Source organism: Thermococcus sp. (assembly GCF_026988555.1).
GTDB lineage: Archaea > Methanobacteriota_B > Thermococci > Thermococcales > Thermococcaceae > Thermococcus.
The window spans coordinates 1-25146 of the sequence record NZ_JALSLB010000008.1 but is presented as its reverse complement, the minus strand read 5'-3'; the positions used below and the strand labels follow the sequence as shown (position 1 = coordinate 25146).

Genomic DNA, 25146 nt, shown 5'->3' with positions numbered 1-25146 from the left:
ACCGTTCTGGTTATTCGCTACTTTTGGAACTTGTGAAATAATTGTAGCGGATAACCTTCCAGCCTCCCGTCTTCATTGGCTGGCCTTCGGGGGGAACGGTAACTCCCCACATCTTCAAGGCTCTAAGCGAAATATTCCAAGAGCCAACCACATCACGGTCGGCTTCAAACCCACAATTCGAACACTTCAGAACCCTGTGCCCATTCGGGCTTAATTTCCCCCCACATACCGGGCACAGGGAGGAAGTAAAAGCAGGATTAACGAAAACAACCCTAACACCCTTCAATTTCGCCTTGTATTCGATAATGCTCTGAAGCTTCCTAAAACTCCACCTGTGAAGCCTGCCATTCATCTTAGCAGAATACCTTATTGACTCCCTGATTTCCGTTAAATCCTCCAGAGCAATACCACCGTACTTCTCTGCAAACTCGACGATTTTGTTAGCTAACTTGTGGTACAAATCGATTAACCTGTTTCTCTCCCTCTCACCGTATTTCTCAAGAAGCTCTTTCCTTTTCCTACCGGTTCTCAACTTTCTTTGAATTCTTCGTCTCTTCACGTAGTAACCTGTCCTAATCTCCCGCTCGTGCGTGATGATTTGGACGAACTCCCCGCTTGGAAGGAGGCTTAAAGTAACATTATTCTCATTCAAGTCCACGCCAACAAATGTTTCTGGCTCTCTAACCTCAACCTCTTTTGAGAAGACGACGTTTAGGAAGACGCCCTTTGGTGTTTTAACAAGCCAAGCCTGCCCAACCTTCCAATCCTTAAACCTCTCGTGGTATTTTGCAGGACAAAACTCTAATTGAATTCTCCCATTCGGAGTGGAGAGCTTGATAATGCCTTTCTCCAAGTCGAGTTTGAATAAATGGTCGTCAAGCATTATGACTTCTTTTTTGAATACTGGCTTACCCTTGGCTTTCCCCTTCTTTTTTCGCTTCCTAAAGCTCTTGAAGATTGATGTGACCATTTGACAGGCAGTGTAAAGGTAATGGCTCGGAAGTTCCGGGTACTCTTTTCGGAGGCTCTTGTAAGTCTCCTTTTTTAGGCGATAAAAACTCGTAATGTTGTTCTCAAAAGCGTGGGTGATTAGAAAGTTCACAATCCCCCGGTAAGTTTGGAAGAAGTCATCTAATCCGTCTGGAATTGTTTTGAGTTTAAATTTTACGGTCAGTTTAATCGTCTCTAAGGACATTCTTTACCACCTCAATGAGACGTTTTTTCTTATGAGAGCGCATTCCGTAGAGTTTTCCAGCAAAGGAAGTTACTATTGCCAACAAGTCCTCAACGAGTTCTTTCTCCGGTGTTTTCTCCTCGTCATCGAAGATAACTTCGATTTCAACGCCGTGAGAGTTGAAGTATTGTTCGAGGTATTTGAAGCCGATGCGAGTAAGCCTGTCTCGGTAAGTTATGACGACTTTTGTAACTTCTCCGCTTTCGACGAGTTTGAAGAGCTGTTTTAATCCTCTCCTGTTCTCGTTTAGGCCTGAAGAGACGTCAGTTATGATTTTTGCCACTTGGTATCCTTTTGAGGAGCAGTAGTGTTTGAGGTATTCAACCTGTCTTTCTAAGTCCTCTTTCTGGTCTCGGCTTGAGACTCTCGCATAAATTATGACTTTATCTGGAAGTTTTCCTTCGAGAATTCTCAGGATTTCACTCTCTGGAACCCGGTATTCTTTTCCAATTCTGTGGGCTTTCAGCTTGCCTGATTTAATCCATCTCAGAACTGTCATCTTTGAAACTCCAAGTTTCTTGGCGACTTCACCAGTCCGATAAAGTCGCACTCACCTCTCACCAAGAAGAATTGAGTAACAAAAGTATTTAAACGTTTCGTTTGTTATCATCTACAGAACAGCCCTGTAGAATCCCATGGAAGTACCTCAGTGCTCTTCATATAAAAGCCTCCCGGGTGGCACAAGGTAAATAAAGTCCAAAATTGTAACACCACTGGTGATATCATGCTTCTGAGAGATTACCGCTTCCGGCAGGGGTACGGCCCCGAGTGGGGTAGCGGAGGGGTATTCGGACTGAGGTACCACAACGGAACGCTTTACTTCACCCTCGCTTTCGAGGCGGAGGCCCACTTCGTGGACGTGAGATCCAACGAGGAGAAGACCTACGACTTCACCTTAGTTGGTAACGGCCCAACCAGCGGCGGCGATACGTACAACGCGGTTTCTGCCGTCGATGAATTCATCTACTTCGGTGGCTGGGTCCATGCCCCGGCTGTCTACAGGAAAGACCGGAAAATACTCTTTCACAACAAGTACTCGCACGTGCATGCCTACGACACCGAAGAAGGGTCGGTAAAGCTCCTCTGGAAGGACTCCATCCACCACGAAACGAACTGGGCAGGGGAGATAAGCGAAATACTCTATGACCCAGCCGAGGACAGACTCCTGCTAGCGAGGGAGGACGGACACGCAAACCTCGGGATTTACTCCCTCGACAGGAGAAGTGGAAAGGCCGAACCGCTCCTCCACGAACCCTCACCGAAGGGAACCCTCGTCCACGACACCGCCTTCTTCGGAATCGGTAAGAACTTCAGGGAGGGGGTGCGAAAGTTCGGGGCGCTCGACCTGATAACCGGAAAATGGGAGTTCTTCATCCCCGGCGAGAGCGCCGACGGAAGGCCGTACACAAGACCGGGACTGGGGGCAATGGCCTCGGCTTACAACCGCGCTTTTGCCTTCGTTCGTGGGGGTATCCTGGCAGGCAATCCGTTTATGGCGGAGGAGTTCACATTCTACCGTTTATTTGACTTCCACACTTTCTACGCACCCTTCAGGGTAAACGCGGTGAACGTCGGTGGTGGCATACTAACGGCCTTCAACGCCCACCATGACGCCGCTTACAGGCCGGACTCGAAAGATGCGGGCATGGGCTGGATCACCACAAACACGATCGTTGGGCCCAGCGTTCTGGTGTACATCGCCCCGCCTATGGTCAGGATAGTGGGGACGTTCGGAGCAAGGGTTACGAGCGTTGAGAAGATGGACGGAAAACTGCTCGTGGCCACCAACAGCACTCCCAACACCGGATCAACTGAAGCCACGCCCTTCGACACGGGTAACAGGGACGTGGTCATCCTCAGCGAAAAAGCACTGGAGGAACGGCCGCCGGCAGTGACCTTCTCCTTCCCCCTCGCACCCCAGTGCGGGGACAAAAAGTCTGGCACGGGGGCTTTCGGCGGGGTACCTCTCGACGGATACCCAGAGCCCAGGGCGATCTTCTACCTGAGCAGGGACAACAGACTCACGGTCTATGAATATGACCTCTCGCTCCCTCCCATGCCCCCTGTACAGGAAGAATTCGAGCTCAGGGCGGGCAAGAACATCCTTGACCTCAGCTCGTTCAGCGGGATTGTAAGCTTTGAGCTTGAAAGGGAGGATGAAAAGGGGAAAGTGAGAATAGAGCTTCGCTGAACCGTCTTAAGATTTCATTTTTCCAAGGATTCCGTTCCAGCTCATACTTTCCTCAACGAGATCGGCCACGGTGAGTCTCCTCATTGACTTTATCTCAGGGGCGAGATCCTTGAGGGCATTCAGGACCTCGTCCTTTGATAGGGCTTCCTCGTCGAACACCACAAATCCGTTCTTGGCGTAGCCGTTGAGGAAGATTCTCCAGACCCTCATGTCCTTTTCAAGCTCGTACTGTTTTATCTGGGCGGTCTGAGGGTTGATGTTCCCGAACTTGAGGTCAATCCTAAGGATGGCCTTCTCAAGGACGGTCTCGGTCATCTCCACCACCTCACTCCCTGTTGAGGCCAAAGTAATCCTCTATATCAACGTAGGTCTTCCGGTAGAGGTCGCTCTTCTTCATCTTCTCGACGAATTCCCTGCTCCTGAAGTACTTGTCCCCCTTGTAGTCCCAGCCCGGATGGAGGGCCCTCCACTCGTCCCAAGTGTAGCTGAACTGCGCCTGTACCTTGTCCCTGTAAAGCTCGGGGATCACGTTGAACGTGCAGAACGGCACTATCCGTCCGTCCGGCATCGCGTAGTGGATGACACAGCGCTCAACGCGCTCGACGTCGTAGTTGTACTCATCCATGAAGTGCATCATACCCAGGAAGAGGGAGTTCTCGTGGAACTTACCGAGGGCATCGTAGTTTCCATGCATGAAAGCATTTTTTATGAGATCCAGGACGCTGAGACCTTTGGGTGCGTACTTCTCGTCGTAGAAGCTCTTGAACTTCATGAATATCTCCGCACCGAGTTTAAGTTTCTTGAGCTTACCCATGCTGCCCCACTGTTCGATCTCCTCCGCTTTCTCGTCGAGGAACTCAACGAAGCCCTCAACGTCTATGAAACGTGGGATAGGGGTTACCCTCTTCTCCTCCCTGTCGAGGAAAATATACGTGGCGGCACCGCAGGCGAAGTGGCTCGTCATGTAGTAACGGGAACCGGTGAACGCCTCAAAAAAGCGCGCTATGTGGCCGGCTATCGGTATCGGGTACCAGTCGTCCCGGGCGATAACCCCGTTGGTCTGTTCCTCGATGCGCTTTATGGCCCCGGGGATGGTTATCCTGAACCTCTGACGTTCCTTAGTTGGAACCCTGCCGACCTGGGAGAGGGGCTGGAAGTTGACTCCCCTGATTATGTCGAGGTGGTTGAGGCCGAAGTTGATAATCGCACCGAGTTCGTGATCGTTCACGTTTCTTATCGTGGTCGGGACGAGAACTATTCCCGGCCCGCCCGCCTTCCTGACGTTCTCAAGAATGAGCGGAACCTCCCAGTGGTTCTTCCAGTTGGTCTGAGGGGTCATACCGTCGTAGCTCATGTAGAGCGTGTTGGTGCCGGCCTCGCGGATCTTCTTCACAAGCTCCGGCTCGAAGGCCAGTTTTATTCCGTCGGTGTTGAGCTGGACGTGGTCGTAGCCCTCCTCCCTGGCGATCTTGATTATCTCGATGAGATCGTCGCGCAGTGTAGGTTCTCCACCTGTAAGCTGGACCGCGTTCGCCCCGATGGGATGCTCCTTCTTCGCGTTCCGTAGCATGGTACGTATCTGCTCAAGGGTCGGCTCGTAGATCGGCTGACCCTCCTTGGCGTAGAAGAAGCAGTACCAGCAGCTCAGGTTGCAACGGTTGGTCAGGACTATGTTCAGGAGGCTCGTGTGGGAGCTGTGCCTTGGACACATTCCACAGTCAAGGGGGCAGTTAACCCCAGAGTTCTCAACGTTGGCGCTGTAGATCTCCTTCTCTCCCCAGAGCCACCGCTTAAACCGGTAGTAAAGCTCAACATCCTCGTAATAGAGATCGGTTATCATGCCCTCCGGACACTTCTTGGTTATCCACACCTTACCCCCGTTCTCCCACACGAGAGCGGGAACAACCCTGCGGGTTTCGGGACAGAGGGAGTACGTCCTGTGGGGGAGCTTTCCTCCGTAACCCCTGCTCGCCCGTTTGAGGCCCTCATAAAACTCGTCCTCGGATATCTCGGGAAACTCAACGATATCTCGTATCTTCTTAGCAGACTCCGCGAACTCTTTTTCGCCGCTTGGAATTTCACCCACAACTTCAGCCATATGGCCTCACCCGTCTAACAACTGTTACTCCTGCACACTGATTCAATTAAAGGGTATAAAAGCTTTTGCGTAAATATGAAGATTTGGATTCATAGGTATGACACAGATATGGGTAATGAGGGGAGGTCGCTCCTGATAGGTTTCAGGCGGAGGAAACGTTAAAAACATGTGGTGCGAGTTGATATGGTGGTAGAATGCCAGCCAGGGAGATGAGGATGGAAATGTTCCTCCGCGCCCTCCTTAGAAGGGACTTCAGCAAAGCCAGAGGGCACCTCGAAAAGCTCGCCAAAATGGCGGGAAGTGGAGAGTGGGGAGGGGGGTACGAGAAGGCCATAAACGGTTTTATGAGTGCAATACGAGAGAATGATCCGGATTCCCTCGTAGTACAGCTGATAAACGAGCACAACAGGGAGAAGGCCGAAGGGCTCCTGAAGCATTTTAAGAACATCCTGAACCACGAGTTCAGGGACGAATACGAGAAGGGCTACTACACGGCGTGGGTCGAGTTCCTGGAGGCGTATTTAAGCCAGAAAACACTTATCTAACGGGTGTCCAAGGTGTCCAGAGAAGAACTGATGGTGGCGCTGGAGGAGAGGATTCAAAACTGTCAGAAATGCCCGCTTGGGAGACTGAGGACCAACGCGGTTCCTGGTGCAGGAAGCTACACAGCGAAGATCATGTTCGTGGGAGAGGCCCCGGGGTACTGGGAGGACCAGAAGGGGTTACCCTTCGTTGGGAGGGCTGGAAGGCTCCTCGATGAGCTGTTGAAGGAGATCGGCCTTGAACGGAGGGATGTTTACATCACCAACATCGTCAAGTGTCGGCCCCCAAACAACCGCGACCCGACCGACGATGAGATAAAGGCCTGCGCACCCTACCTAGACAGACAGATAGACATCATTAGACCGAGGGTTATAGTCCCCCTGGGAAGGCACTCCATGGCGTACATCCTCCGGAAGTTCGGGTTCGAACCCGCACCGATAAGCAAGATCCACGGAAAAACCTTAGAGGCAAGAACCCTCTTTGGAAAGTTCGTCATAATGCCGAGCTATCATCCGGCGGCGGCCCTCTACAAACCGCCCCTCCGTGAGGAACTCCGGAAGGATTTTCAGAAACTCAAAGCTCTGCTGGAATGAACGTACAGGGAAAGAAGACACAGCCAGGGCCGTTCTCGAACTCTTTGACATTTCGTTACTGTCCCAGAATTTTTGAGCCCCAACGAGGGAGAATCCGTTCTGATCTGGAGGATATGATTGCACATCACAGTCCTTAAAGGGACACCGGGGCGCCCCGTTGCACCGCTAAACGCACCAAAGATACATCGACTATTCAAGCCAGTTCCCGTAATGAATATTATTATTTGCCGTAAATTCAACAAAATAGCCGATTAGTTTATATATTGCTCCGAAACTTTTCTGGCAATGCATGCAACGGGGGTGAAAGTGTGTCTGACTTTGGGGCGCTGTCACTGCTACCGCCGGTAATAGCGATCATCCTGGCGATATGGACCAAGCGAGTTATACTGGCGTTGCTTTCGGGTGTGTGGATAGGAGGGGTTATGGTCTCAGGATGGAATCCAGCAAGTGGAACGGTGCAGACCATCCAGTGGATACTCTTCAGTGTAACCTCCGCATGGAGGGAAAACGGCAGCATAGTCACGGACCTGTGGAACACGAAGATACTCATCTTTGACTTTCTCATAGGTGCAGGTGTGGGTCTCATATACAAGTCAGGCGGTGCGTTTGCGATAGGGCGGGCCCTGGCCAATAGGGTTCGCACCAGCAGGGGGGCCTCAGTCCTTGGGTGGCTTCTCGGGGTGCTGATATTCTTCGACGACTACACCAACACCATCATAGTGGGCAACACGATGAGACCCATAACCGACAGGACCCGCGTGTCTAGGGAGATGCTGGCATATATAGACGATTCAACCGCCGCTCCGGTGGCGGGTCTGGCGATCGTATCAACCTGGATAGGCTACGAAGTGGGACTGATCGGGGATTCCTTCAGCAAGCTCCAGAACGTAGACCTCGCCTCCATCGGGGGAGCCTACGGTGCCTGGGTGCACAGCGTCCCCTACAGGTTCTACTCGATACTCGCTATACTCCTCGTTCTCATAGTGGCGTACACCCACAGACACTACGGCCCGATGCTCCACGCGGAGTACCGCACTAGGACGGAGAACAAGCCCCTCAGTGACGGTGCGAGTCCCATGATGACAACCGAGGTGGACCTTGGAACGCCCAAGGAAGGAGGCAGTGCCCATCTCTTCATCTGGCCCCTTCTGGTCTTGATCTTCGTAACGCTCTCCGGCATGTGGTACACCGGAGGTGGGACCGCGGCCTACTCAAAGGGCGGCCTCATGGAGGTTCTCGGCAACTCGGACTCGGCCCTCGCGCTACTGTGGGGGAGCTTTGCCATGGTCGCGGTGGCCTTTGTTCTGGTAGTAGGGACGGGGAGGATGACGATCGAAGAGGCGGAGAACGCGATGGTACGCGGAATGAAGCAGATGGTGATAGCGAACACCATACTCGTCCTCGCCTGGAGCATTAAGCAGGCAACCGACGCCATAGGGACCGCCCCTTACATAGTCGGTCTCGCCAAAAGCGCGGGTATTTCCGGTAGCTGGATACCCCTGATCGTGTTCCTTATAGCCATGTTCATCTCCTTCACAACGGGGACCAGCTGGGGGACATTCAGCATCATGCTTCCAATAGCAATACCCCTTGCCTACGGCGTTACCGGGTATCTGGGTCCGGAAGTTTTCGCGAGCATCGGTGCCGTCTTCGCCGGCGGCATCTTCGGTGATCACTGTTCCCCCATCAGCGATACAACTATCATGAGCTCAATGTTCAGCGGCTCGGATCACATAGATCACGTAAGCACTCAGGTACCCTACGCTATGACCGCTTCAGGTGTGGGAGTGGTACTCTACCTGCTCTTCGGCCTCGGCCTCTACAGCTGGTCGATCCTCCTGCCAGTCGGCTTCCTGCTCCTCGCGGGGGCATGGTACCTTCTCAGCGAGTGGTACGGCAGGAAGTACGGGATACCCACGGCAGGGTTCCACTCTACGTGGTAGATGATTGAGTCTTTCTTCTTTTCAGAACATATTTTTAAGGGCCTTCCCCCATGCTCTTCTGGGTGAGAGAATGCTGGTCAGGGCCTTTGTTCCAGCTCACATAACCGCCTTCTTCATGCCGAGATTTCATGAGAACCCGGATAGGGCCGGCTCCCTGGGCGCTGGAATTAACCTCACCAAAGGAACCAACGTCCTGGTTAGCATCGAGGAAAATGCGATGGAAAGGCACGTACACGTTGCGTTCAACGGCGAGCCTGTGAAAAGGGAGAAAGCCGTGATAAGCTACTCCGTGGCCGAGGGACTCATTCCAGAGGGGTTCAGCGGGGAAGTGGAGATCTGGCAGTACTTTGACTTCCCAAACGGGCACGGCTTCGGCAACAGTGCCGGGGGGGCCCTGGGAACGGCACTCACGCTGAGTTACGCCTTCGGGGGGACCCTTCTGAGCGCCGCACGACTGGCCCACAGGGCAGAGGTCGCCCACGGTGGGGGTCTGGGGGACGTTGTGGGACAGCTCGCTGGTGGGATTGAAGTCCGGGTCAAAGCTGGAGGTCCGGGCGTAGGGGTTGTGGACAATCTGTTCCTCGAGGACTACAAAGTTCTCGTTATTCCCCTGGGCCCCATAAAGACCAGAGACGTGCTCGGGGGGGAGGTGGTTGAAAGGATAGAAAAGGAAGGAAGAACCGCACTGGAAAAGCTCATGAAGGAACCGAGGCCCGAACGTATGATGGTACTCGCTAGGCGGTTCGCCGAGAACTCCGGTCTTCTGGACGGGGAGCTTCTGGAGCTCGCCAGAAGCTTTGATAGGGTACTGTCGGTCCCAAGCTCGATGATAATGCTCGGGAGGGGTCTCTTCGCCCTGGTGAAGCCGACGGAGGAGGAAAAGGTTTTGGAACTCGCAAGGGGGCTTGAACTCCCCTTCGACCTGACTGGAATCTACGATGGAAGGCCCAAGGTTGGGAGGTGGTAACCTCCAAACCCTTTTATCCTCCACCGCCGTAGGGATACCGGTGGTGTGTATGGGGGACATGAGATACGCCGAGCTTGCAGGGCTCTACTCAAAGCTTGAGAAGACCACGTTGAAGACGTTGAAAACTCGCCTCGTCTCCGACTTTCTGAAGAGGACCCCTGACGAACTGCTGAACGTGGTTCCCTACCTGATTCTCGGAAAGGTATTCCCGGACTGGGACGAGCGCGAGCTCGGTGTCGGTGAGAAGCTACTCATGAAGGCGGTTTCAACGGCCACAGGCGTCTCAGAGCGGGAGATTGAAAACTCCGTAAAGGATACCGGAGACCTCGGAGAGAGCATCGCACTCGCCCTGAAAACGAAAAAACAAAAGAGCTTTTTCTCCCGGCCCCTGACGATAAAACGTGTGTATGAAACGTTCATAAAAGTGGCCGAGGTTTCTGGAAGCGGGAGTCAGGAGAAAAAGCTTAAATACCTGGCCAATATTTTCATGGACGCCGAGCCCACTGAGGGCAAGTATCTGGCGAGGACCGTTCTGGGGACGATGAGAACTGGAGTTGCAGAAGGCCTCATGAGGGACGCGATAGCGAGTGCCTTTGGTGTGAACGCCGAGTTGGTTGAGAGGGCGTACATGCTGACGAGCGACTTTGGATACGTCGCCAGAACCGCAAAGGAGATGGGTGAAGAGGGCCTTGCTGGGGTTGAGATCCAGGTTGGCAAACCGATACGGCCGATGCTGGCCCAGGTTGCGACAAACGTCAAGGAGGCCCTCAGTGAGATGGGGGGAACGGCCGCCTTTGAGATAAAGTACGATGGGGCAAGGGTCCAGGTGCACAAGAACGGTGACAGGGTTACGATATACTCCCGCAGACTTGAGAACGTCACCAAATCAATTCCTGACACTGTTGAGGCGGTAAAGGAAGCAATAACGGCCAACACCGCCATAATGGAGGGTGAGCTCGTGGCCGTGGGGGAGGAGGGGAGACCGAGACCTTTCCAGTACGTCTTGAGGAGGTTCAGGAGGAAGTACAACATCGAGGAGATGATAGAGAAGATACCCCTGGAGCTCAACCTCTTCGACGTACTATACGTTGACGGAAAAGGGACGGTAGACCTTCAGTTTGCGGAGCGCAGGAAGGTTCTGGAAAGCACGGTCCATGAGAACGGAAGCGTGAAACTTGCAAAACAGCTCGTCACCGACGAAGCGGACAAAGCCGAGGTGTTCTACCGCGAAGCGCTTGAGCTGGGTCATGAGGGGCTGATGGCTAAGAGGCTCGACTCCGTCTACGAACCTGGAAATCGGGGCAAGAAGTGGTTGAAGATCAAGCCCACGATGGAAGACCTCGATCTGGTCATAACCGGCGGTGAGTGGGGAGAGGGCAGACGTGCACACGTTCTGGGTTCCTTCCTGATAGCGGCGTATGATCCGGAGCAGGGACGGTTCCTCCCGGTTGGAAAGGTCGGGAGCGGATTCACGGATGAAGACCTTGTGGAGTTCACCAGAATGCTCAAGCCGCTAATAGTACGCGAGGAGGGAAAATACGTCGAGATAGAACCGAAAGTTGTCATCGAAGTCACTTACCAGGAGATCCAAAGAAGTCCCAAATACGAGAGCGGCTTTGCCCTGAGGTTCCCGCGCTACGTGGCCCTGAGGGAGGACAAGAGTCCCGAGGAAGCCGACACACTGGAGAGGATCGCCCAGCTCTACGATCTCCAGGAGAGATTCAAGGCCAGGAGATGAACAACATCCCAGGCCACCCCAAACTTTTTAGTCTGGTCCTCTCGTGCATTTATCAGCCCCCTGCGTTTCCCCCGCAGCACCTCAAACAAGCGAGTACGCGGCCTCAAAGGCATCGTCCACCTTAGCGCAGGTAATGAGCAGAGCAACGCTGCTGATGAAGGCTAAGGGCAACAGAATCCCCACACCCTCCCCCGCCATGGCTAGCAGGACGGGAGCATCGTATAGAGAATGAAGGAGGGCGGCTCTTAGGTACCCCCTCAGCAGGGATCCGTTCAATGCCCCATTTAGGGCTATCGCGGTCCAAGCGACGTGGAACACTATGACGACGATCCTGAGGAGGGCACCGATTAAGTTCCCGCTTAAGATGAGAACAGCACCGTAAATGGAACCCTCCATCAAAGCAAACATCAGCGCAGTGTTCAGCGTAAGCTTCCACCTTGCAGGTTGTTTCCTCCCATCCAACAGGAAAGGGAGAACCTTCACCCCCTCCTCAATCGGGCCCACTGCAAAAGCCAGGGCCACCATGAGGCGCAGTACCGAACCCCCAAAGACCAGCACAACGATGACCTCCAGGGTCACCGCGAGTAGAATGACCAGGATACCGTACACAACGGCCGTCCATGGACTAACCTTCGGGAGCACCTTACCCAGTTCCACCAGCCGTCCCCTCACCTTGGCGAAGATCCTGATGCCGACGACGACCGTCAAAAGGATGTAGAAGGCCAGCAAAACCGTCTCAAACATGTCACCACCGTTGAGTTTTATCGGTTGTGCTTTAAAAACCCACGCAGATCTGGGAAGATGGCACAACATCTTTTTAACGGGACACGCAACTTCCTCTGGTGGTCAACATGTCCCGACTCAAAGAGAGGCTCATGGAGATGTTCTTCGAGGAGGAGGCGATCCTGTTCGGCCATTTCGTCCTTACCTCTGGCAGGGAAAGTGACTACTACATAAATGTCAAGAACCTTGTAACCAACCCAAATGCCCTAGACGTCATCGCGAGTATGGTGGAGGAAACGGCGAAAGGGGCCGGCCTTGAGTTCGATAAAGTTGCCGGTCCTGAGCTCGGCGCGGTTCCGATCGCAACGGCGGTGGCCTTGAAGACAGGAAAAAGACTGCTTATCGTCAGAAAGAAGCCCAAGGGACACGGAACGGGAACCCAGATAGAGGGGAAGGTTAAACCAGGCGATAGAGTGCTGCTGGTAGAGGACGTAACGACGACGGGGGGGAGCGTCCTCAAGGCCGCGGAGGTTCTTGAAAAGGCTAGCGCCAAGGTCGTCGGTATAAGCGTGGTCGTTGACAGAGAAGAGGGCGCTAAAGGGGTCATTGGGGGGAGATATCCTTTCCTACCCCTCGTTACAGTTTCAGAACTCTTTGCCCGCAGGGACTCTCCGCCGGGTAAGAAGTGACAGGAGGGCGTTGTAAAGACGCCGCAATGGGTTGCCCCGTTCCATTCTTACCTCACCAAATATCCACTCATTCATTGCCTCTCCCGTCTCGAAGAAGGCCTTTGATGCCCTGGCACGGCTGTCGTAGTCAATGAGGGGCCTCCCGTAGTTGGTCGCCTCCGGAACCTTATCATCGAAGGGCATGACCCCAATGACGGGGACGTCGACGGTGGCTTCGAGAAAGTCCACGATGTCATCCACGTTGGGCGAGGACTCCCTGACCTTGTTGATGACCACCCCCACCTTAAGGCCGTAGGCCTCACCGAGGGACTTCAGTTTCATGACCTCGTTCTCTATCATCCTGTGAACCGTGTGTATGGGGCAACGCTCTATCTCAATCACTACAAGCTGATAGTGGGCGAGGCGGAACGTCGATATGGTGTCAAAGGGGATCCCAACCGGCGAATCTATTATCGTGACTTGATAACCACTCTGAATCTCCCTCACGATACCCCTGAGCCGTTTTTGATTGAGATCCAGGACATCGTACAGCCTTGAACTTCCTGGCAACACGTCCACACCGGTCTTAACATCGTGGTAAACGGCCTCAATCACCCTCATATCGGGGCTCTTGATGAGGGTGTGGAGATTGTACGCCGGGTTGTATATCCCAAAGTGAAACGCCAGTTTTGGAAGGTACAGATCGCCGTCTATTACCAGCGTTCTGTAGCCCTTCCTGGCGAAGTACGCACCCAGGTTCGCCGTCATGGTCGTCTTCCCGGCACCGCCCCTGCCGGTTATGGTTATCGATACCATCAGGTAACCTCCCAACTGCTCTTTTCTTATTTAGACAAAAATTATTGAAGAACGGAAGGTTCAAACGTAGTCCTCCAGGGTCTTCGCCCTGACCATAACCCTGGCCTTTTTTTGACCGTAGAAGACCTCGACTAAACCGTCGGATTCAAGCTGCCGGACGGTTTCAAGAACCGTGGGCATTGGAGTCTCCAGCTCCGAGCTCAGATGCTGAAGGGCCACCGCCCTCTTTTTGGTAGCGAGAACCCTGTAAACCACATCCTTGCGTCGGCCCAGCATTGAAGGCACCGTAATATTCTTCTCCCTTATTCCTAATAAACCTTCCTGGATAGAACCCGCCATCCATTCAAAGTGAGGTTTATAAGGCGCTTCGGAGACCGACGCATATGAGAGGGAAGATAGAGAGGCTGGACGATGAGGGACTTGGAGTGCTCACACTGGAGAGGGAGTTCCACATCCCGTTCACCGCTCCCGGGGACGTTGTTGAAGTAATAAGATGGCGCCGTAAGAAACGCAGACTCATAGCCACCGAGTACAATGTGATCGAGCCCTCGGCACTAAGGACGAAACCCGCGTGCCCGTACTTTGGAAAATGTGGGGGGTGCACCCTGCAGCACCTGCCGTACAGAGAACAGGTGAAGTTCAAGTCGGAGAGGTTATCCAACCTTCTGGGTTTGGAGGTGGAAGTAATTCCATCCCCCAGAATATACGGCCACAGGAACCGCATTGATGTCGTGGTGTCAACACGAGGAATCGGCTTTAGGCGGAGGGGAACGTGGTGGGATGCTGTGGACATAGAGGAATGCCCTGTGTTCGGTCCATCAAGCGCCAGGGTTCTTCGCTCACTTCGTGAGTTCATCGAAGACCACCACCCCCCACTGTACAACATCCGGCGAAACGAGGGGTTTTTACGCTATGTGGTCATCAGGGAGGGCAAGTTCACCGGGGGGCTCATGGTGAACCTGATAACGGGCGAGGGAGTGATACCGGAGGCGTTTCCAGAGTACTTCGACTACGCGGACTCCGTGTACTGGAGCGTTAATAGAACTCCAAGCGACGTTTCCTACGGAGAGGTTCAGAGAGTCTGGGGGGAGGAGCTCATACGGGAAAAACTCGGAGATACCGTTTATCTGATTCATCCCAACAGTTTCTTCCAGACCAACAGTCATCAGGCCGTAAACCTCGTTGAGGGAGTGGCGGAACTCAGTGAGGGGGAGAGGGTCCTTGACCTGTACTCCGGCGTCGGAACCTTTGGAGTCTACCTAGCGAGGAGGGGTTTCAAGGTTGAGGGGGTTGAGGTCAATCCCTTTGCAGTGGAGATGGCTAAGAGAAACACCGAACTGAACGGAGTTAATGCGACGTTCAGAGTGGGGGAGGACAGAGACGTCAAGGATCTGGGGAATTACGACACCGTTGTTCTGGATCCGCCCCGGGCAGGGCTTCATCCAAAACTGATCAAGAAAATCCTGAAGGACGCGCCAGAAAATATCGTTTACGTGTCCTGCAATCCTAAAACTTTAAAGCAGAACCTGAACGCCCTCCTGGGGAGGTACAGGATAGTCCACGCCGTGGGTCTGGATATGTTCCCGCACACACCGCACGTGGAAACGGTTGTCAAACTCAAGGCAAAAGTTTAAATAGAGAACCGTTAGGTTCAAAAACTTAATATACTCTCACAGCATAAAAATTGATAAGGTGATGAAAATGCTCGACGAAAGGGATAAGATCATAATCGAGATGTTAACGAAGGATGCCCGCACACCCTTCACAGAGATAGCCAAGGTCCTGGGCATAAGCGAGACCGCTGTTAGAAAAAGGGTGAGCGCCCTGGAGAAGGCGGGGGTAATAAGGCAGTACACCATCGTGGTAAACCCCTCAAAGCTGGGGTACAACCTGGTGAGTCTCACAGGGGTGGACACCCTACCGGAGAAGATATTCGAGGTTGCCGAGAAGCTCAAGGAGTTCGAATTCATAAAGGACGTTTACCTCACCAGCGGGGACCACATGATAATGGCAGAAGTCTGGGCTAGGGACGGGGAGGACCTCTCGGACATCATATCGAACAGAATAGGGCACATCGATGGCGTCACGAAGGTTTGCCCTGCGATAATACTGGAGAAGCTCAAGTGAGGACGGGACCGTTCCCGGGTGGGAACGGTAAAGCTTTTAAATCCTGGATGGGTTATACGTATCGCGCGGTGGTAGTCTAGCCTGGTCTAGGACACCGGCCTCCCAAGCCGGTAACCCGGGTTCGAATCCCGGCCACCGCACCATTTCAGCCCTTCCTGAAGAAAGCACTGGCGAGAGTTTAAACTGCCTGAGAGGCGTTTTTGAATAGATCCCGCTCAAAATTATCCAGCTCCCAGTACACAACCAATTCAGGAGGAAGTTATGGACCCTCACGGCTGCTGGGGAGAGAACTAAGTGAACCAACGCCTGTGAGCGGCCCCCTTATCCCATCTCAAGATAGTTTTAACGTCTTTTTGAGTATCATCGAAGGTGATATTAACGTTTTATAAGCATAAAAGTGGTTAATGGTACCGGTGATTGCCATGGCTGGAGATAAGATTACTATCAGTGTTATCAAGGCGGACATCGGCGGATGGCCAGGGCACTCCAGGGTGCACCCCCAGCTCGTCGAGACGGCAGAGGAAGTTCTCTCAAAAGCCGCGAAAGAGGCTACGATAATCGACTTCTACGTCGCTACCTGCGGCGACGACCTTCAGCTCATCATGACCCACAGGAAGGGCGTCGACAGCTCAGAGATACATGGTCTCGCCTGGAAGACCTTTGAGGAGGCCACGAAGGTCGCCAAGGGGCTCGGGCTCTATGGAGCTGGCCAGGACCTTCTGAAAGACGCATTCAGCGGCAACATAAGGGGAATGGGCCCGGGGATAGCCGAGATGGAGATCACAGTGAGAAAGAGCGAGCCGATAGTGACCTTCCACATGGACAAGACCGAGCCCGGGGCTTTTAACCTCCCGATATTCAGGATGTTCGCGGATCCCTTCAACACAGCCGGACTGGTCATTGACCCCAACATGCACATGGGCTTCCGCTTTGAGGTCTGGGATATAAAGGAGCACAAGCGTGTTATCCTCAGCACTCCCGAGGAGCTCTACGACCTCCTCGCCCTCATCGGAGCCAAGAGTCGCTACGTCATCAAGAGGGTCTTCCCCAAAGAGGGACACAAAATCCCGAAGGACGAGCCGGTCGCCGTCATAAGCACCGAGAAGCTCTACGAGATAGCCGGCGAGTACGTTGGAAAGGACGACCCGGTGGCCATCGTCAGGGCCCAGAGCGGCCTCCCGGCCCTCGGAGAGGTTCTTGAGCCCTTCGCATTCCCTCACCTTGTCAGCGGCTGGATGAGGGGTTCACACAACGGCCCCATAATGCCCGTGCCTATGCGCCAAGCCAACCCGACCCGTTTTGATGGCCCGCCAAGGGTCGTTGCCCTCGGCTGGCAGATAAGCCCCGAAGGAAAGCTCGTCGGCCCGGTTGACCTCTTCGACGACCCGGCCTTCGACGGGGCCAGGCAGAAGGCCATCGAGATAGCCGAGTACATGCGCAGACACGGTCCGTTCGAACCCCACAGGCTCCCGATGGAAGACATGGAGTACACCACCCTTCCGGGAGTCCTCCAGAGACTTGAGGGCAGGTTTAAGGAAATTGAGTGATTCCCTTTTCCCATTAATCTTTGAGTAAGAGCTTTATACCCCCCCGCCCTATTCTCCCGGTGGCTTCAATCGGAAGCCTTAAATATTTTCCACCAAAGAGATAACACTTGGAGTGATACACAGGGGGGATGGTGATGAAGTTCATGGTCATGCATATCGATCTGAACGAGGGGAAAGTGGATAGCGAGGAGATGGAGAGAGAAGGGATCCACGGGGTCATCGACTACGGCCTGGAAATCCATGAGAAGCTTGGTACACAGGATATCGACCCCTATGATCCAAAGAACGTCACGATAATGGGAATGGGTCCCTTTGCCGGCTCGATTCTCCCAGGTTCACACAGACTCATGTTCTTCTTCCGCTCACCGCTCTATGGCACCCTCTTCCCCTCGGCAATGGGCGGTGCCGCCTACGTCTTTAAGAACGTCGGCGTTGACTTCGTTACATTTGAGGGGAAGGCCAAAAAACCGGTCATTGTTATCCTCTACAACGATGGCGAGAACATTCAAACAGAACTCCATGAGCTGGAACTCGAAAGGGTTCTTGAGATCTGGAGGGGCTACGAGGGGGAGGAAGGCGTCTACGCGCTTACCCAGTACCTCATCGATGCCTTTGGGAAGAACCTCGACTTTGAGTACCGCGTAGCCGTCGTTGGACCGGCCGCCCTCAACACCAACTACGGCGGCATCTTTTCCCAGGCCCTTCGGAAAGGCGAGAGACTCGTAGGCAGTGAGGACTGGGCAGCAAGGGGCGGATCTGGAAGCGTTCTGCTTAGAGCACACAACGTCGTCGGAATAATCTTCGGCGGAAAGCCGAGGAAGAGGACCTTCCCAAGTGAGGACATCGGCAACTTTAAGACCTCCAAGGATATCGTCGAAGGCGTCCACAAGAAGCCCTACAACGAGATAATAAGCGAGAAGACCACCAAGTACCGCTTCAACCCCAAGCTCAGCACCGGTGGAACCTTCGGTGGCAACTACCCGGCCGAGGGCGACTTCGTTCCAATACTGAACTGGAGGATGCCGTACATCGAAAAGGAAGAGCGCATAAAAATCCATGAGAACATAATGAAGCACTACTGGGAGCCCTTCAACGAGGAGGCCATAAAGCCCAAGAACTGGACGACGTGTGGCGAGCCCTGTCCGGTTGTGTGTAAGAAGCACCGCCGCGGCCACCACGTCGAGTACGAGCCCTACGAGGCCAACGGGCCGCTGAGCGGGAGCATAAGCCTGAGAGCCAGCGACATAAGTGTCCACGCCGCCGATGCTATGGGATTCGACGCGATAGAGTTCGGTGGAACAGCCGCATGGGTGCTTGAGCTAGTTCACCGCGGTCTGATGAAGCCGGAGGAAGTGGGCATAAGTGGAAAGCCGGAGTTCACCAAAGAGGCCCTTCTTGAGAGACCAGTAGAGGCGAGCGAGGTCAACGCCAAACTCGTGGCAGAGCTGGCCCACCGCGTTGCCTTTGCCGAGAACGAGATAGCAAGGATAATCGGCCTCGGAAAGAGGAAGGCCAGCGTTATACTCGACGAGAGGTTCAAGGACAGGTTGAAGTACGGTGAGAGCTTCAAGGATTACGGCGTCTTCGTTCCGCTCGGCGAGAACGGAGAGATGACGCCGACGATGTACTGGGCGATAGGCAACTACATACCGCTCCCGATTCAGGGTCGTTACTGGACCTTCTACCAGTTCGGCGTCTTCCTTGAGCCGGAGGAGCTCGCTCAGAAGATAATCGCCTCGGCCCTCTGGGAGTTCTGGTACGACAACCTCGGCTGGTGCCGCTTCCACAGGGGCTGGATGAAGCCCGTCCTAAAGGCGCTCTTCATGGAGGCCTACGGCGAGAACGTTGACATGGAGGAGCATGCGAGGAGACAGCTCAAGAGGCTCATCGAGTACGCGATGAAGGCAGGGTATATGCCCGTCTTCTGGGACAGCATGCGTGTCATAGACCTTGTTGCGGCAGGAAGCGAGGAGTTTGGAAACGAGAAGTGGGCCGAAAAGTTCAGGATAGATAAGGTTGGCACGGCCAAGGAGTACCTGAGCAGGGTTTTGGAAACTTACAGCGAGATTCTTGGAGTGGAGTGGAGATTATAAAAGAGAAAAAGCCAATGAGTTCTTTACCTTTTCCTGTAGAGGATAAGGGCCAAGACCCCCACGCCAAGTACCACAAGGAAGTAAACAAAGCTCATTGAAGGGATTGTGTTACCGGTTTTTTGTGGCTTTTTGTTAAAAAGACTGAATTTTTCAATTTGCAGGGTGGCGTTCATCATTCTTGACGTTGTTCTGCCTGTCAGATAGTGGACGGGTTCAATTTCAGTCGGCGCTTCAAAGGATTTAATTATGTTTCCGTTTTTTAGTGTTATTTTCCTGTCGGTTAAGAAAAGGGTCACGTTTCCACCCTTTTTCCACTCACCCAAACTGAGGGTTTTTGATGGGAAGAACGCATAAACGCTACCGTTGAGGTCAAAGTAAAGCGTCACTATTGGGGCAAGGGATGGGTATTTCCCACCGATTGGGGACACAAGGATTCCCGGACCTCTTATGAAGGTCACGTTGGCAGTACTGATGTTCAAAATCCGTATTGTCATAGCGTCTCCCGACGTCAGGTTGAACTGCGTCCAGTTCTCATTTATCGTGGCTTTTATTGTAATATTGACATTATCTCCGCAGAGTCCATACCTAGATATCATTAGCACTCCCAACAAAAATAATCCAATCAGTTTTTTTCTGTCCATCCTTTACCCCCTCCAGTCATTGTCTCCACACCGTAAAGGATGAGAAGTCCAAGAAGCGCAGGCGCTGATATAGTTATTGTTGGGACATATGAACTTGAACTAACGGTGGAAACGACGGTAAAGACAAAAAGTCCAACCACAAACGTCTTTGTGGTTTCTACACTTTCAAGGGCTATTACCACGTATGTGAGGACGATTAGTAGCACTAGAATCAAATAAGGCGAGGTCAAATCATCAATTAAGTAAACCGTTCTGAGGCATAACAGGGAGATAACGAAAGTAAAGATGACAATCTTTTTCCTAAGCGTGAGTGACTTTAAGAGCGAAATCAATATTCCAGTTAAACCAAGAATTAACAGCGTGATTCCTTTTGCAAGGCCAGCCAAGATGGCAAAAAGTAAATAAAAAAGCACTAAAATCACCTCTCTTGAAGTCCAGTCAAGCTCTGGGTTTCTGGACTTGCTTTTATCGTTTCGGGAAGGCCTTGTATGTTCCTGTCGTGGATGAGGAGCGGATACTTAAGGAGGTTAACTTTGGAATACGAGTGATATCCCGCTGGAGAGTAACTCATTCCAATCACTGCACTATCTGAACCAAGCTTTTTGAACACTACCCCGTAGAGCTTGTACCAGTCCCCATATGCGTATGTTGCAGTGTATACATTAGAATTCTGGGGCACCCTGAAACCAACGGCGAACTCTGCGTAGTCATTGAAGACAAACCACCAGCCCACGAAGGAAGGTTTAGCCCCACTAACTTCCCATATGAAATGGTGAGCCCCATCCCCATTCTTTTCCCAGTACGATACAAACGCTCTGGGTATGAGGACGTTTAATCCAATGCCTTCGTAGCTAAATGACACTGAATGCTGGGAGAACTTCGTTCCACTCTTAGGAACATGGTTTGCGGGAACTTCTGCCGCACTTTCTGGGAGAACCGCAATGTCAGCATAGATGTACATTGGACCTACCCATCCATCGTTTCTGTAATTTATATCTTCTGTAGTAATCTTGACTGCATAGTAATCATAGTTTGGATCAAGCTCACCAGTATCCTTGTAGAGGGCACCAGCCAGCTCCATTATCCAATTGCTTCCATAGGAATAATCGCTACTGACTATCTCCTGGGATGCTGAGACTGCTGGCATTGCTAAAATGATGGCCAGCCCCAAAAGGACCGCCATCAAGCCCTTCCACTTCACGGGGTTTCACCTCCGTGGTGTTTTGCAATATGTATAACGCAATTTTCGTTTATAAGCTTTTCCTTTTACTTTTAGTAAAAATTCTTCCCTTTTTTTCTGGGTATAAATTCGTTCTAACTTATGTTTTCCTCTTAGAACGAGCCAAAAGAAGCCAGAGTAAAGGACTTGCATGGTCATGCAACAGCCAAACCCTCATAATCTCCACCATGCTCTCCCATTGTGGTGGTTGAATAGAGATAGCGGTTGTGGTTGCCTTAATTTTCCTTCATCGGTTCTGGAAAAGTAAAAACGTATCAAAACGGCTTCTCAAGCATGTATCCAGCTTTAACGCTCCTCCGCGCCAAGATGCTGAAAATTACGGTTAACGTTACTGACAACATCCATGGAATGGGGCCTGCTCTCTCAAGTCCAACCGCTGAGCGAATGCAGGACAACAGATAAGTGACTGGATTCAGGTAGAGCGCCAGAAAGCTGGAGCGGTAGTAGGCAGGTGAAAACACCACAAGAAGCCAGGGCAGTACAGCAGTAACGGCCATGGCCTTGTAGGGGTTTCCTATCCGCGCTCCTATGGTGATTGCAAGTGTTCCCAGCTCAAGAAAAGTGATTAAAAGCGCTGGAATCAGGAGTAAGACATTTATTCTACCTACTCCCTGGTAGTAAACGATGACGCTAAGGGCAATGATTACCTGAGGGAGTACGAGGAGGGAATACGTGAGGAACTGCGCGAGAACCACCGTAGATATCTTCGGGGGCAACGTTGAGTAGAGCTCAAGAACACTGGGCTCGAAGACATTGCTGACCCTGTTCGTCAGCGTTCCGAGGAAAGAGCTCACCAGCGAAACAACGATAAAGCCACTCACGAGGTACGAGATATCCTCAGAGGTTCTTGAGCTAGAGTTCATAATCATCATGAAGAGCAGGGCGAGAGGCATTATTAGGAGGTTGACGAAGAGGAACGTCTTGTAAATCCTCATACCTTTTAACTCCATCTCCACGAGGGGACGAATCATTCGGCATTCCTCCCTATGAGGTTTATAACGAGGTTCTCGAACGATGGGGACTCGATTTCGAGGTAAGACACACCGACACTTTTGACGATGACGTCAACGGTCTTCAGGGCATCTTCGAGCGTATTGAAGGTCAATTCGTAGAGGTCTCCGCGTTTCCTGTGCTCCTTGGGCAGAACGCCCGGAGGTATCTCCCTCTCTGGTATCAGGCGAACCTCGGTGGGCATCTTAACCATAGAGGCTATCTCCCCAGGGGTTCCTGAAGCCACCACCTTCCCTTGGAGGATAAGGTACACCCTGTCACAGAGGGCCTTCACTTCGTTCATATCATGACTTGCGAGGAGAATTCCCTCGCGGTTTGAGTTTCTTATCACCTCCCACAGACGGTGCTTTGTAACGATGTCCACCATGCTCGTGGGCTCGTCGAGAACGAGAAGTGGAAGCTCCTGAACGAGGGCCATTGCCAGCAGGAGAGACTTTTTCATTCCACCGGACAGCTGGTATCCGAAGAACCTTGAAGCCCTCTCAAGACCGAGGAGTTTTAAAACCTCTGATATTTTCTTTCTCCTCTCCGTTGGCGAAACGTTTCCGTCCCGCATTCTGATGACGTACTCCAATACCTCCTCGACCGTTAGCGACGGAAAGCTTAGAGGATACTGGGGCACGTAGGCAAGGGTTTCCTTTATTACACCCGGCTTTTTGAGGATGTTCTTTCCCATTACTCTAATCGAGCCCTCCGTTGGCTTCAGAAGTCCCAAAAGCTGTCTTATCAAAGTGGTCTTTCCCGCGCCGTTGGGGCCTATAATCCCGACGATTTCGTTTTTTCTAACGCTGATTGAAATTCCGTCGTTGGCCTTTGTGCCGTCCGGGTATATCTTGGTTAGGTTTTCAATCTCAATCACGTTCATTCTTGGCCCTCCAGAAGTTTTTTGTATCTTGACTTAACATAGAGTGTTAAAAATTCGCTATAATTCTGTAGGTGCTCTATGTTACAGGAAATTTTGGACTTTGATGCGCTAGCCATCCATCTGCACCCTCCGTAGCATACTGGACCAAATTTACAATTGAGAGCACATGGTGGCTCAAAGTTTATTAAAGAATACCATCTAGAATTCGTAATGATGAGGTTGCCTTCTTTGTCAATGTATCCATCTGGATTTGAATATAGAAAGCCCGGACATTTGTAAACATTTAGTTGTTCATCTACTGCAAAACTAAAGGCATGGTTTGCCATACATGGGCCAAGTATTAGGGGATTTCCAATGGAATATCCCAAATCTACAGCATAGGAATAAATTTCAATTAGTAATTTTGAAATATGTTGGCTCAATTTATAACTTTCACCTACATGTATTGATATTTGTGTTGGGAATATGTATTCAAAACCAACTCCTCTTAATAACTTGTGGAGCCCGTATTCCTCTTTTAGATAGTGTAATAAGGACTTAACACTGGTGATATTGTTCTCATTTATATTTGATCTCAATATGATTCTCTTCTTGTATTGATCAATATTATCTATGATATTTTTTAGAATAATGTCAAATGTTCCACGTCCATCAGGATATGGTCGCATCTTATTATGGGTCTCTTTCATTCCGTCCAGAGTAATCTGAACCGAGCTAATATAAGGTGCCAGCTCTTGGGCTCTTTGCTTAGAAAATAATGTTCCGTTGGTTATTATGGACATGGAAGTTTTAATGCCAATTTCCCTTAAAGAATCTAAATCTCTTACTGCCACTTTTAGAGTATCATAATTCAACATGGGTTCTCCTCCGAAGAATACAACGTTGATATTTCTAAGAATGTTTGTCCGCTTGTTTATTAGTTTCATTATTCTATTCCAGCTAGCAATTGTTAAATCTTGACTATTATCTAAAGCTTTTCTTAAGTCCTGATAGCAATAAGGACAAGCGAGATTACATCTTGGGGTTAAGTTCACAAACATTCCCATATGTGTTGGTGTATATTTTAGAATATTCACATGGGTTCTCATTAGCTCTTTTTCATCTAATTCAAAGGGTATCAAAAATCCTAGGGTGGTTAGTTCTTTAATTAGCTGATCATTAAGCGTTCCATCGTCAATACTAACGTTAGCGTTGTTGATACTATTATTGAGTCTGTTCCAAGCTTCTTCTGAGATGGCAACTAGAGAGCGTGAAAGGGTATTAAAGAGTATCACACGTCCCTGATATGGAACAGCGAGAGTATACCTTGAAAGTTTAATTTTATTCCGTTCCATTTTCAATTCCTCCTGACCTTTGGCTGTGGGAAGTAAGAATAAATAAATAGATAAGAATAAATATAAATAAATAGAAATGTAGTAATCAGTTTGGATTATCCCCTCCCTTTATTGGAGAGCAAAAACATCCACACGTGAAAAAGTTTGGCTCGTTGAACCCGAATGCACCCTTTTCCAGTACAATCAACTCTTCCATGTTATCACCTCCTAAAGTTTTTGCGTTATATTCTGACTGGCTTTTCCTTATAAATTTTTCCTTTTACTTAACGTAAAAATTCTTCCTTTTTTTTTTCGAGTATGAATTTATTCTAACTTGATATTTCCACTTAGAACCAACCAAAAGAAGCCTGAGTAAAAGAGTTGTATGGCCGTGCAACAGCCAAACCCTTATATCCCCCATCCCTACAATTCCTCCGGTGATAGAATGAAGCCCAGGGCAGTTGTAATAGGCTCCGGAATCGGCGGCCTTCTGACGGCCTCGTTCCTGGCCAAAAACGGCTACCAAGTTACCGTCATTGAAAAAGCCCCCTACACCGGCGGTCGCTTCACCAATCTAAACTACAGGGGCTTCGGCCTCTCTACTGGAGCGTTCCACATGCTCCCCCACGGGGAGGACGGGCCTTTAGCGCACCTCCTTAAGCTCCTCAACGCAAACGTTCAAATCGTCAACTCAAACCCAAAGGGCATGATTTTCTACAACGGGAGAACCTTCCACTACCGCGATGGCTGGAAGTACCTGAGCTTCACCGAGAAGGCAAGGGCTACAAAGCTCCT

Annotated in this window: 24 protein-coding genes, 1 tRNA gene and 1 pseudogene; 13 read left to right on the top strand and 13 right to left on the bottom strand. The window is 51.4% G+C overall.

What is annotated here, in order from left to right; genetic code table 11:
* Positions 1 to 10: 10 nt before the first annotated feature.
* Entirely contained in the window at positions 11 to 1195 is a 1185-nt protein-coding gene (locus MVK60_RS00670) for a transposase (RefSeq protein ID WP_297435405.1), read from the bottom strand.
* Positions 1176 to 1784: an IS607 family transposase gene (locus MVK60_RS00665; protein ID WP_297435403.1), complete on the bottom strand. Its 609-nt coding sequence runs from the start codon at positions 1782 to 1784 to the stop codon at positions 1176 to 1178. The genes MVK60_RS00670 and MVK60_RS00665 overlap by 20 nt, the downstream gene beginning before the upstream one ends.
* Before the next feature lie 174 nt (positions 1785 to 1958).
* Between MVK60_RS00665 and MVK60_RS00660 the strand changes: the two genes are divergently transcribed.
* The gene (locus tag MVK60_RS00660) at positions 1959 to 3425 is read left to right on the top strand and encodes a DUF2139 domain-containing protein (RefSeq protein ID WP_297435401.1); all 1467 of its coding nucleotides are present in this window, start codon (positions 1959 to 1961) and stop codon (positions 3423 to 3425) included.
* A gap of 6 nt (positions 3426 to 3431) precedes the next feature.
* Here MVK60_RS00660 and MVK60_RS00655 read toward each other — a convergent pair whose 3' ends face one another.
* Complete coding sequence (locus tag MVK60_RS00655; RefSeq protein WP_297435416.1) at positions 3432 to 3740, bottom strand: DUF3213 domain-containing protein; 309 nt, start codon at positions 3738 to 3740, stop codon at positions 3432 to 3434.
* A gap of 10 nt (positions 3741 to 3750) precedes the next feature.
* The gene (gene tes, locus MVK60_RS00650; protein WP_297435398.1) at positions 3751 to 5523 is read right to left on the bottom strand and encodes a tetraether lipid synthase Tes; all 1773 of its coding nucleotides are present in this window, start codon (positions 5521 to 5523) and stop codon (positions 3751 to 3753) included.
* A 194-nt stretch (positions 5524 to 5717) separates the two neighbouring features.
* Here tes and MVK60_RS00645 point away from each other — a divergent pair, with 194 nt between their 5' ends.
* The 5 genes and pseudogenes from MVK60_RS00645 to MVK60_RS00625 all read left to right on the top strand — a co-directional run bounded on the left by MVK60_RS00645 (position 5718) and on the right by MVK60_RS00625 (position 11307).
* Entirely contained in the window at positions 5718 to 6068 is a 351-nt protein-coding gene (locus tag MVK60_RS00645) for a hypothetical protein (protein ID WP_297435396.1), read from the top strand.
* A gap of 12 nt (positions 6069 to 6080) precedes the next feature.
* Complete coding sequence (gene udg / locus MVK60_RS00640; protein ID WP_297435394.1) at positions 6081 to 6659, top strand: type-4 uracil-DNA glycosylase; 579 nt, start codon at positions 6081 to 6083, stop codon at positions 6657 to 6659.
* Between the two features lie 308 nt (positions 6660 to 6967).
* Positions 6968 to 8610 (top strand): annotated as a pseudogene (locus MVK60_RS00635) (Na+/H+ antiporter NhaC family protein).
* Between the two features lie 62 nt (positions 8611 to 8672).
* Positions 8673 to 9569: a pantoate kinase gene (locus MVK60_RS00630; protein WP_297435392.1), complete on the top strand. Its 897-nt coding sequence runs from the start codon at positions 8673 to 8675 to the stop codon at positions 9567 to 9569.
* 58 nt (positions 9570 to 9627) lie between these two features.
* A complete protein-coding gene (locus tag MVK60_RS00625) occupies positions 9628 to 11307 on the top strand; it encodes an ATP-dependent DNA ligase (RefSeq protein ID WP_297435414.1) in 1680 nt (559 codons plus the stop codon).
* 81 nt (positions 11308 to 11388) lie between these two features.
* Here the strand turns inward: MVK60_RS00625 and MVK60_RS00620 are convergent, their stop codons facing one another.
* The gene (locus MVK60_RS00620) at positions 11389 to 12051 is read right to left on the bottom strand and encodes a hypothetical protein (RefSeq protein ID WP_297435390.1); all 663 of its coding nucleotides are present in this window, start codon (positions 12049 to 12051) and stop codon (positions 11389 to 11391) included.
* A 107-nt stretch (positions 12052 to 12158) separates the two neighbouring features.
* Between MVK60_RS00620 and pyrE the strand changes: the two genes are divergently transcribed.
* Entirely contained in the window at positions 12159 to 12719 is a 561-nt protein-coding gene (gene pyrE / locus MVK60_RS00615) for an orotate phosphoribosyltransferase (RefSeq protein WP_297435412.1), read from the top strand.
* Here pyrE and MVK60_RS00610 read toward each other — a convergent pair.
* Together MVK60_RS00610 and MVK60_RS00605 are read right to left on the bottom strand one after the other, a co-directional pair.
* Positions 12675 to 13514, bottom strand: a complete 840-nt coding sequence (locus MVK60_RS00610; protein WP_297435388.1) for a MinD/ParA family protein — start codon at positions 13512 to 13514, stop codon at positions 12675 to 12677. The genes pyrE and MVK60_RS00610 overlap by 45 nt on opposite strands.
* 60 nt (positions 13515 to 13574) lie before the next feature.
* Positions 13575 to 13790, bottom strand: a complete 216-nt coding sequence (locus tag MVK60_RS00605) for an ArsR family transcriptional regulator (protein WP_297435411.1) — start codon at positions 13788 to 13790, stop codon at positions 13575 to 13577.
* Positions 13791 to 13897: 107 nt separating this feature from the next.
* On the opposite strand from MVK60_RS00605, the gene rlmD reads away from it, so the two are divergent.
* The 5 genes from rlmD (at position 13898) to gor (ending at position 19281) form a co-directional block, all read left to right on the top strand.
* Positions 13898 to 15148, top strand: a complete 1251-nt coding sequence (gene rlmD, locus MVK60_RS00600; RefSeq protein ID WP_297435386.1) for a 23S rRNA (uracil(1939)-C(5))-methyltransferase RlmD — start codon at positions 13898 to 13900, stop codon at positions 15146 to 15148.
* 67 nt (positions 15149 to 15215) lie between these two features.
* On the top strand, positions 15216 to 15641 hold the full coding sequence (gene lrpA / locus MVK60_RS00595) for an HTH-type transcriptional regulator LrpA (protein WP_297435409.1): 426 nt from the start codon (positions 15216 to 15218) through the stop codon (positions 15639 to 15641).
* A 65-nt stretch (positions 15642 to 15706) separates the two neighbouring features.
* Positions 15707 to 15784: transfer RNA gene (locus tag MVK60_RS00590), tRNA-Gly, on the top strand.
* Between the two features lie 279 nt (positions 15785 to 16063).
* A complete protein-coding gene (gene fbp / locus MVK60_RS00585; protein WP_297435407.1) occupies positions 16064 to 17188 on the top strand; it encodes a fructose-1,6-bisphosphate aldolase/phosphatase in 1125 nt (374 codons plus the stop codon).
* A gap of 134 nt (positions 17189 to 17322) precedes the next feature.
* Positions 17323 to 19281: a glyceraldehyde-3-phosphate:ferredoxin oxidoreductase gene (gene gor, locus MVK60_RS00580; RefSeq protein ID WP_297435383.1), complete on the top strand. Its 1959-nt coding sequence runs from the start codon at positions 17323 to 17325 to the stop codon at positions 19279 to 19281.
* A gap of 23 nt (positions 19282 to 19304) precedes the next feature.
* Here the strand turns inward: gor and MVK60_RS00575 are convergent, their stop codons facing one another.
* The 6 genes from MVK60_RS00575 to MVK60_RS00550 form a co-directional block, all read right to left on the bottom strand.
* Entirely contained in the window at positions 19305 to 19922 is a 618-nt protein-coding gene (locus tag MVK60_RS00575) for a hypothetical protein (RefSeq protein WP_297435381.1), read from the bottom strand.
* Positions 19904 to 20335, bottom strand: a complete 432-nt coding sequence (locus MVK60_RS00570; protein ID WP_297435379.1) for a hypothetical protein — start codon at positions 20333 to 20335, stop codon at positions 19904 to 19906. Before MVK60_RS00570 ends, MVK60_RS00575 begins: the two co-directional genes overlap by 19 nt.
* Before the next feature lie 5 nt (positions 20336 to 20340).
* Positions 20341 to 21123 (bottom strand): hypothetical protein, encoded by a 783-nt coding sequence (locus MVK60_RS00565; RefSeq protein WP_297435377.1) that lies wholly within the window; start codon positions 21121 to 21123, stop codon positions 20341 to 20343.
* 293 nt (positions 21124 to 21416) lie between these two features.
* A complete protein-coding gene (locus tag MVK60_RS00560; RefSeq protein ID WP_297435375.1) occupies positions 21417 to 22112 on the bottom strand; it encodes a hypothetical protein in 696 nt (231 codons plus the stop codon).
* Between the two features lie 17 nt (positions 22113 to 22129).
* Entirely contained in the window at positions 22130 to 23038 is a 909-nt protein-coding gene (locus tag MVK60_RS00555; RefSeq protein ID WP_297435373.1) for an ABC transporter ATP-binding protein, read from the bottom strand.
* A complete protein-coding gene (locus MVK60_RS00550) occupies positions 23035 to 24372 on the bottom strand; it encodes a radical SAM protein (RefSeq protein ID WP_297435371.1) in 1338 nt (445 codons plus the stop codon). Before MVK60_RS00550 ends, MVK60_RS00555 begins: the two co-directional genes overlap by 4 nt.
* A gap of 424 nt (positions 24373 to 24796) precedes the next feature.
* On the opposite strand from MVK60_RS00550, the gene MVK60_RS00545 reads away from it, so the two are divergent.
* Positions 24797 to 25146 (top strand): FAD-dependent oxidoreductase (locus tag MVK60_RS00545; protein WP_297435369.1); only part of this gene is annotated, 350 nt, incomplete at its 3' end.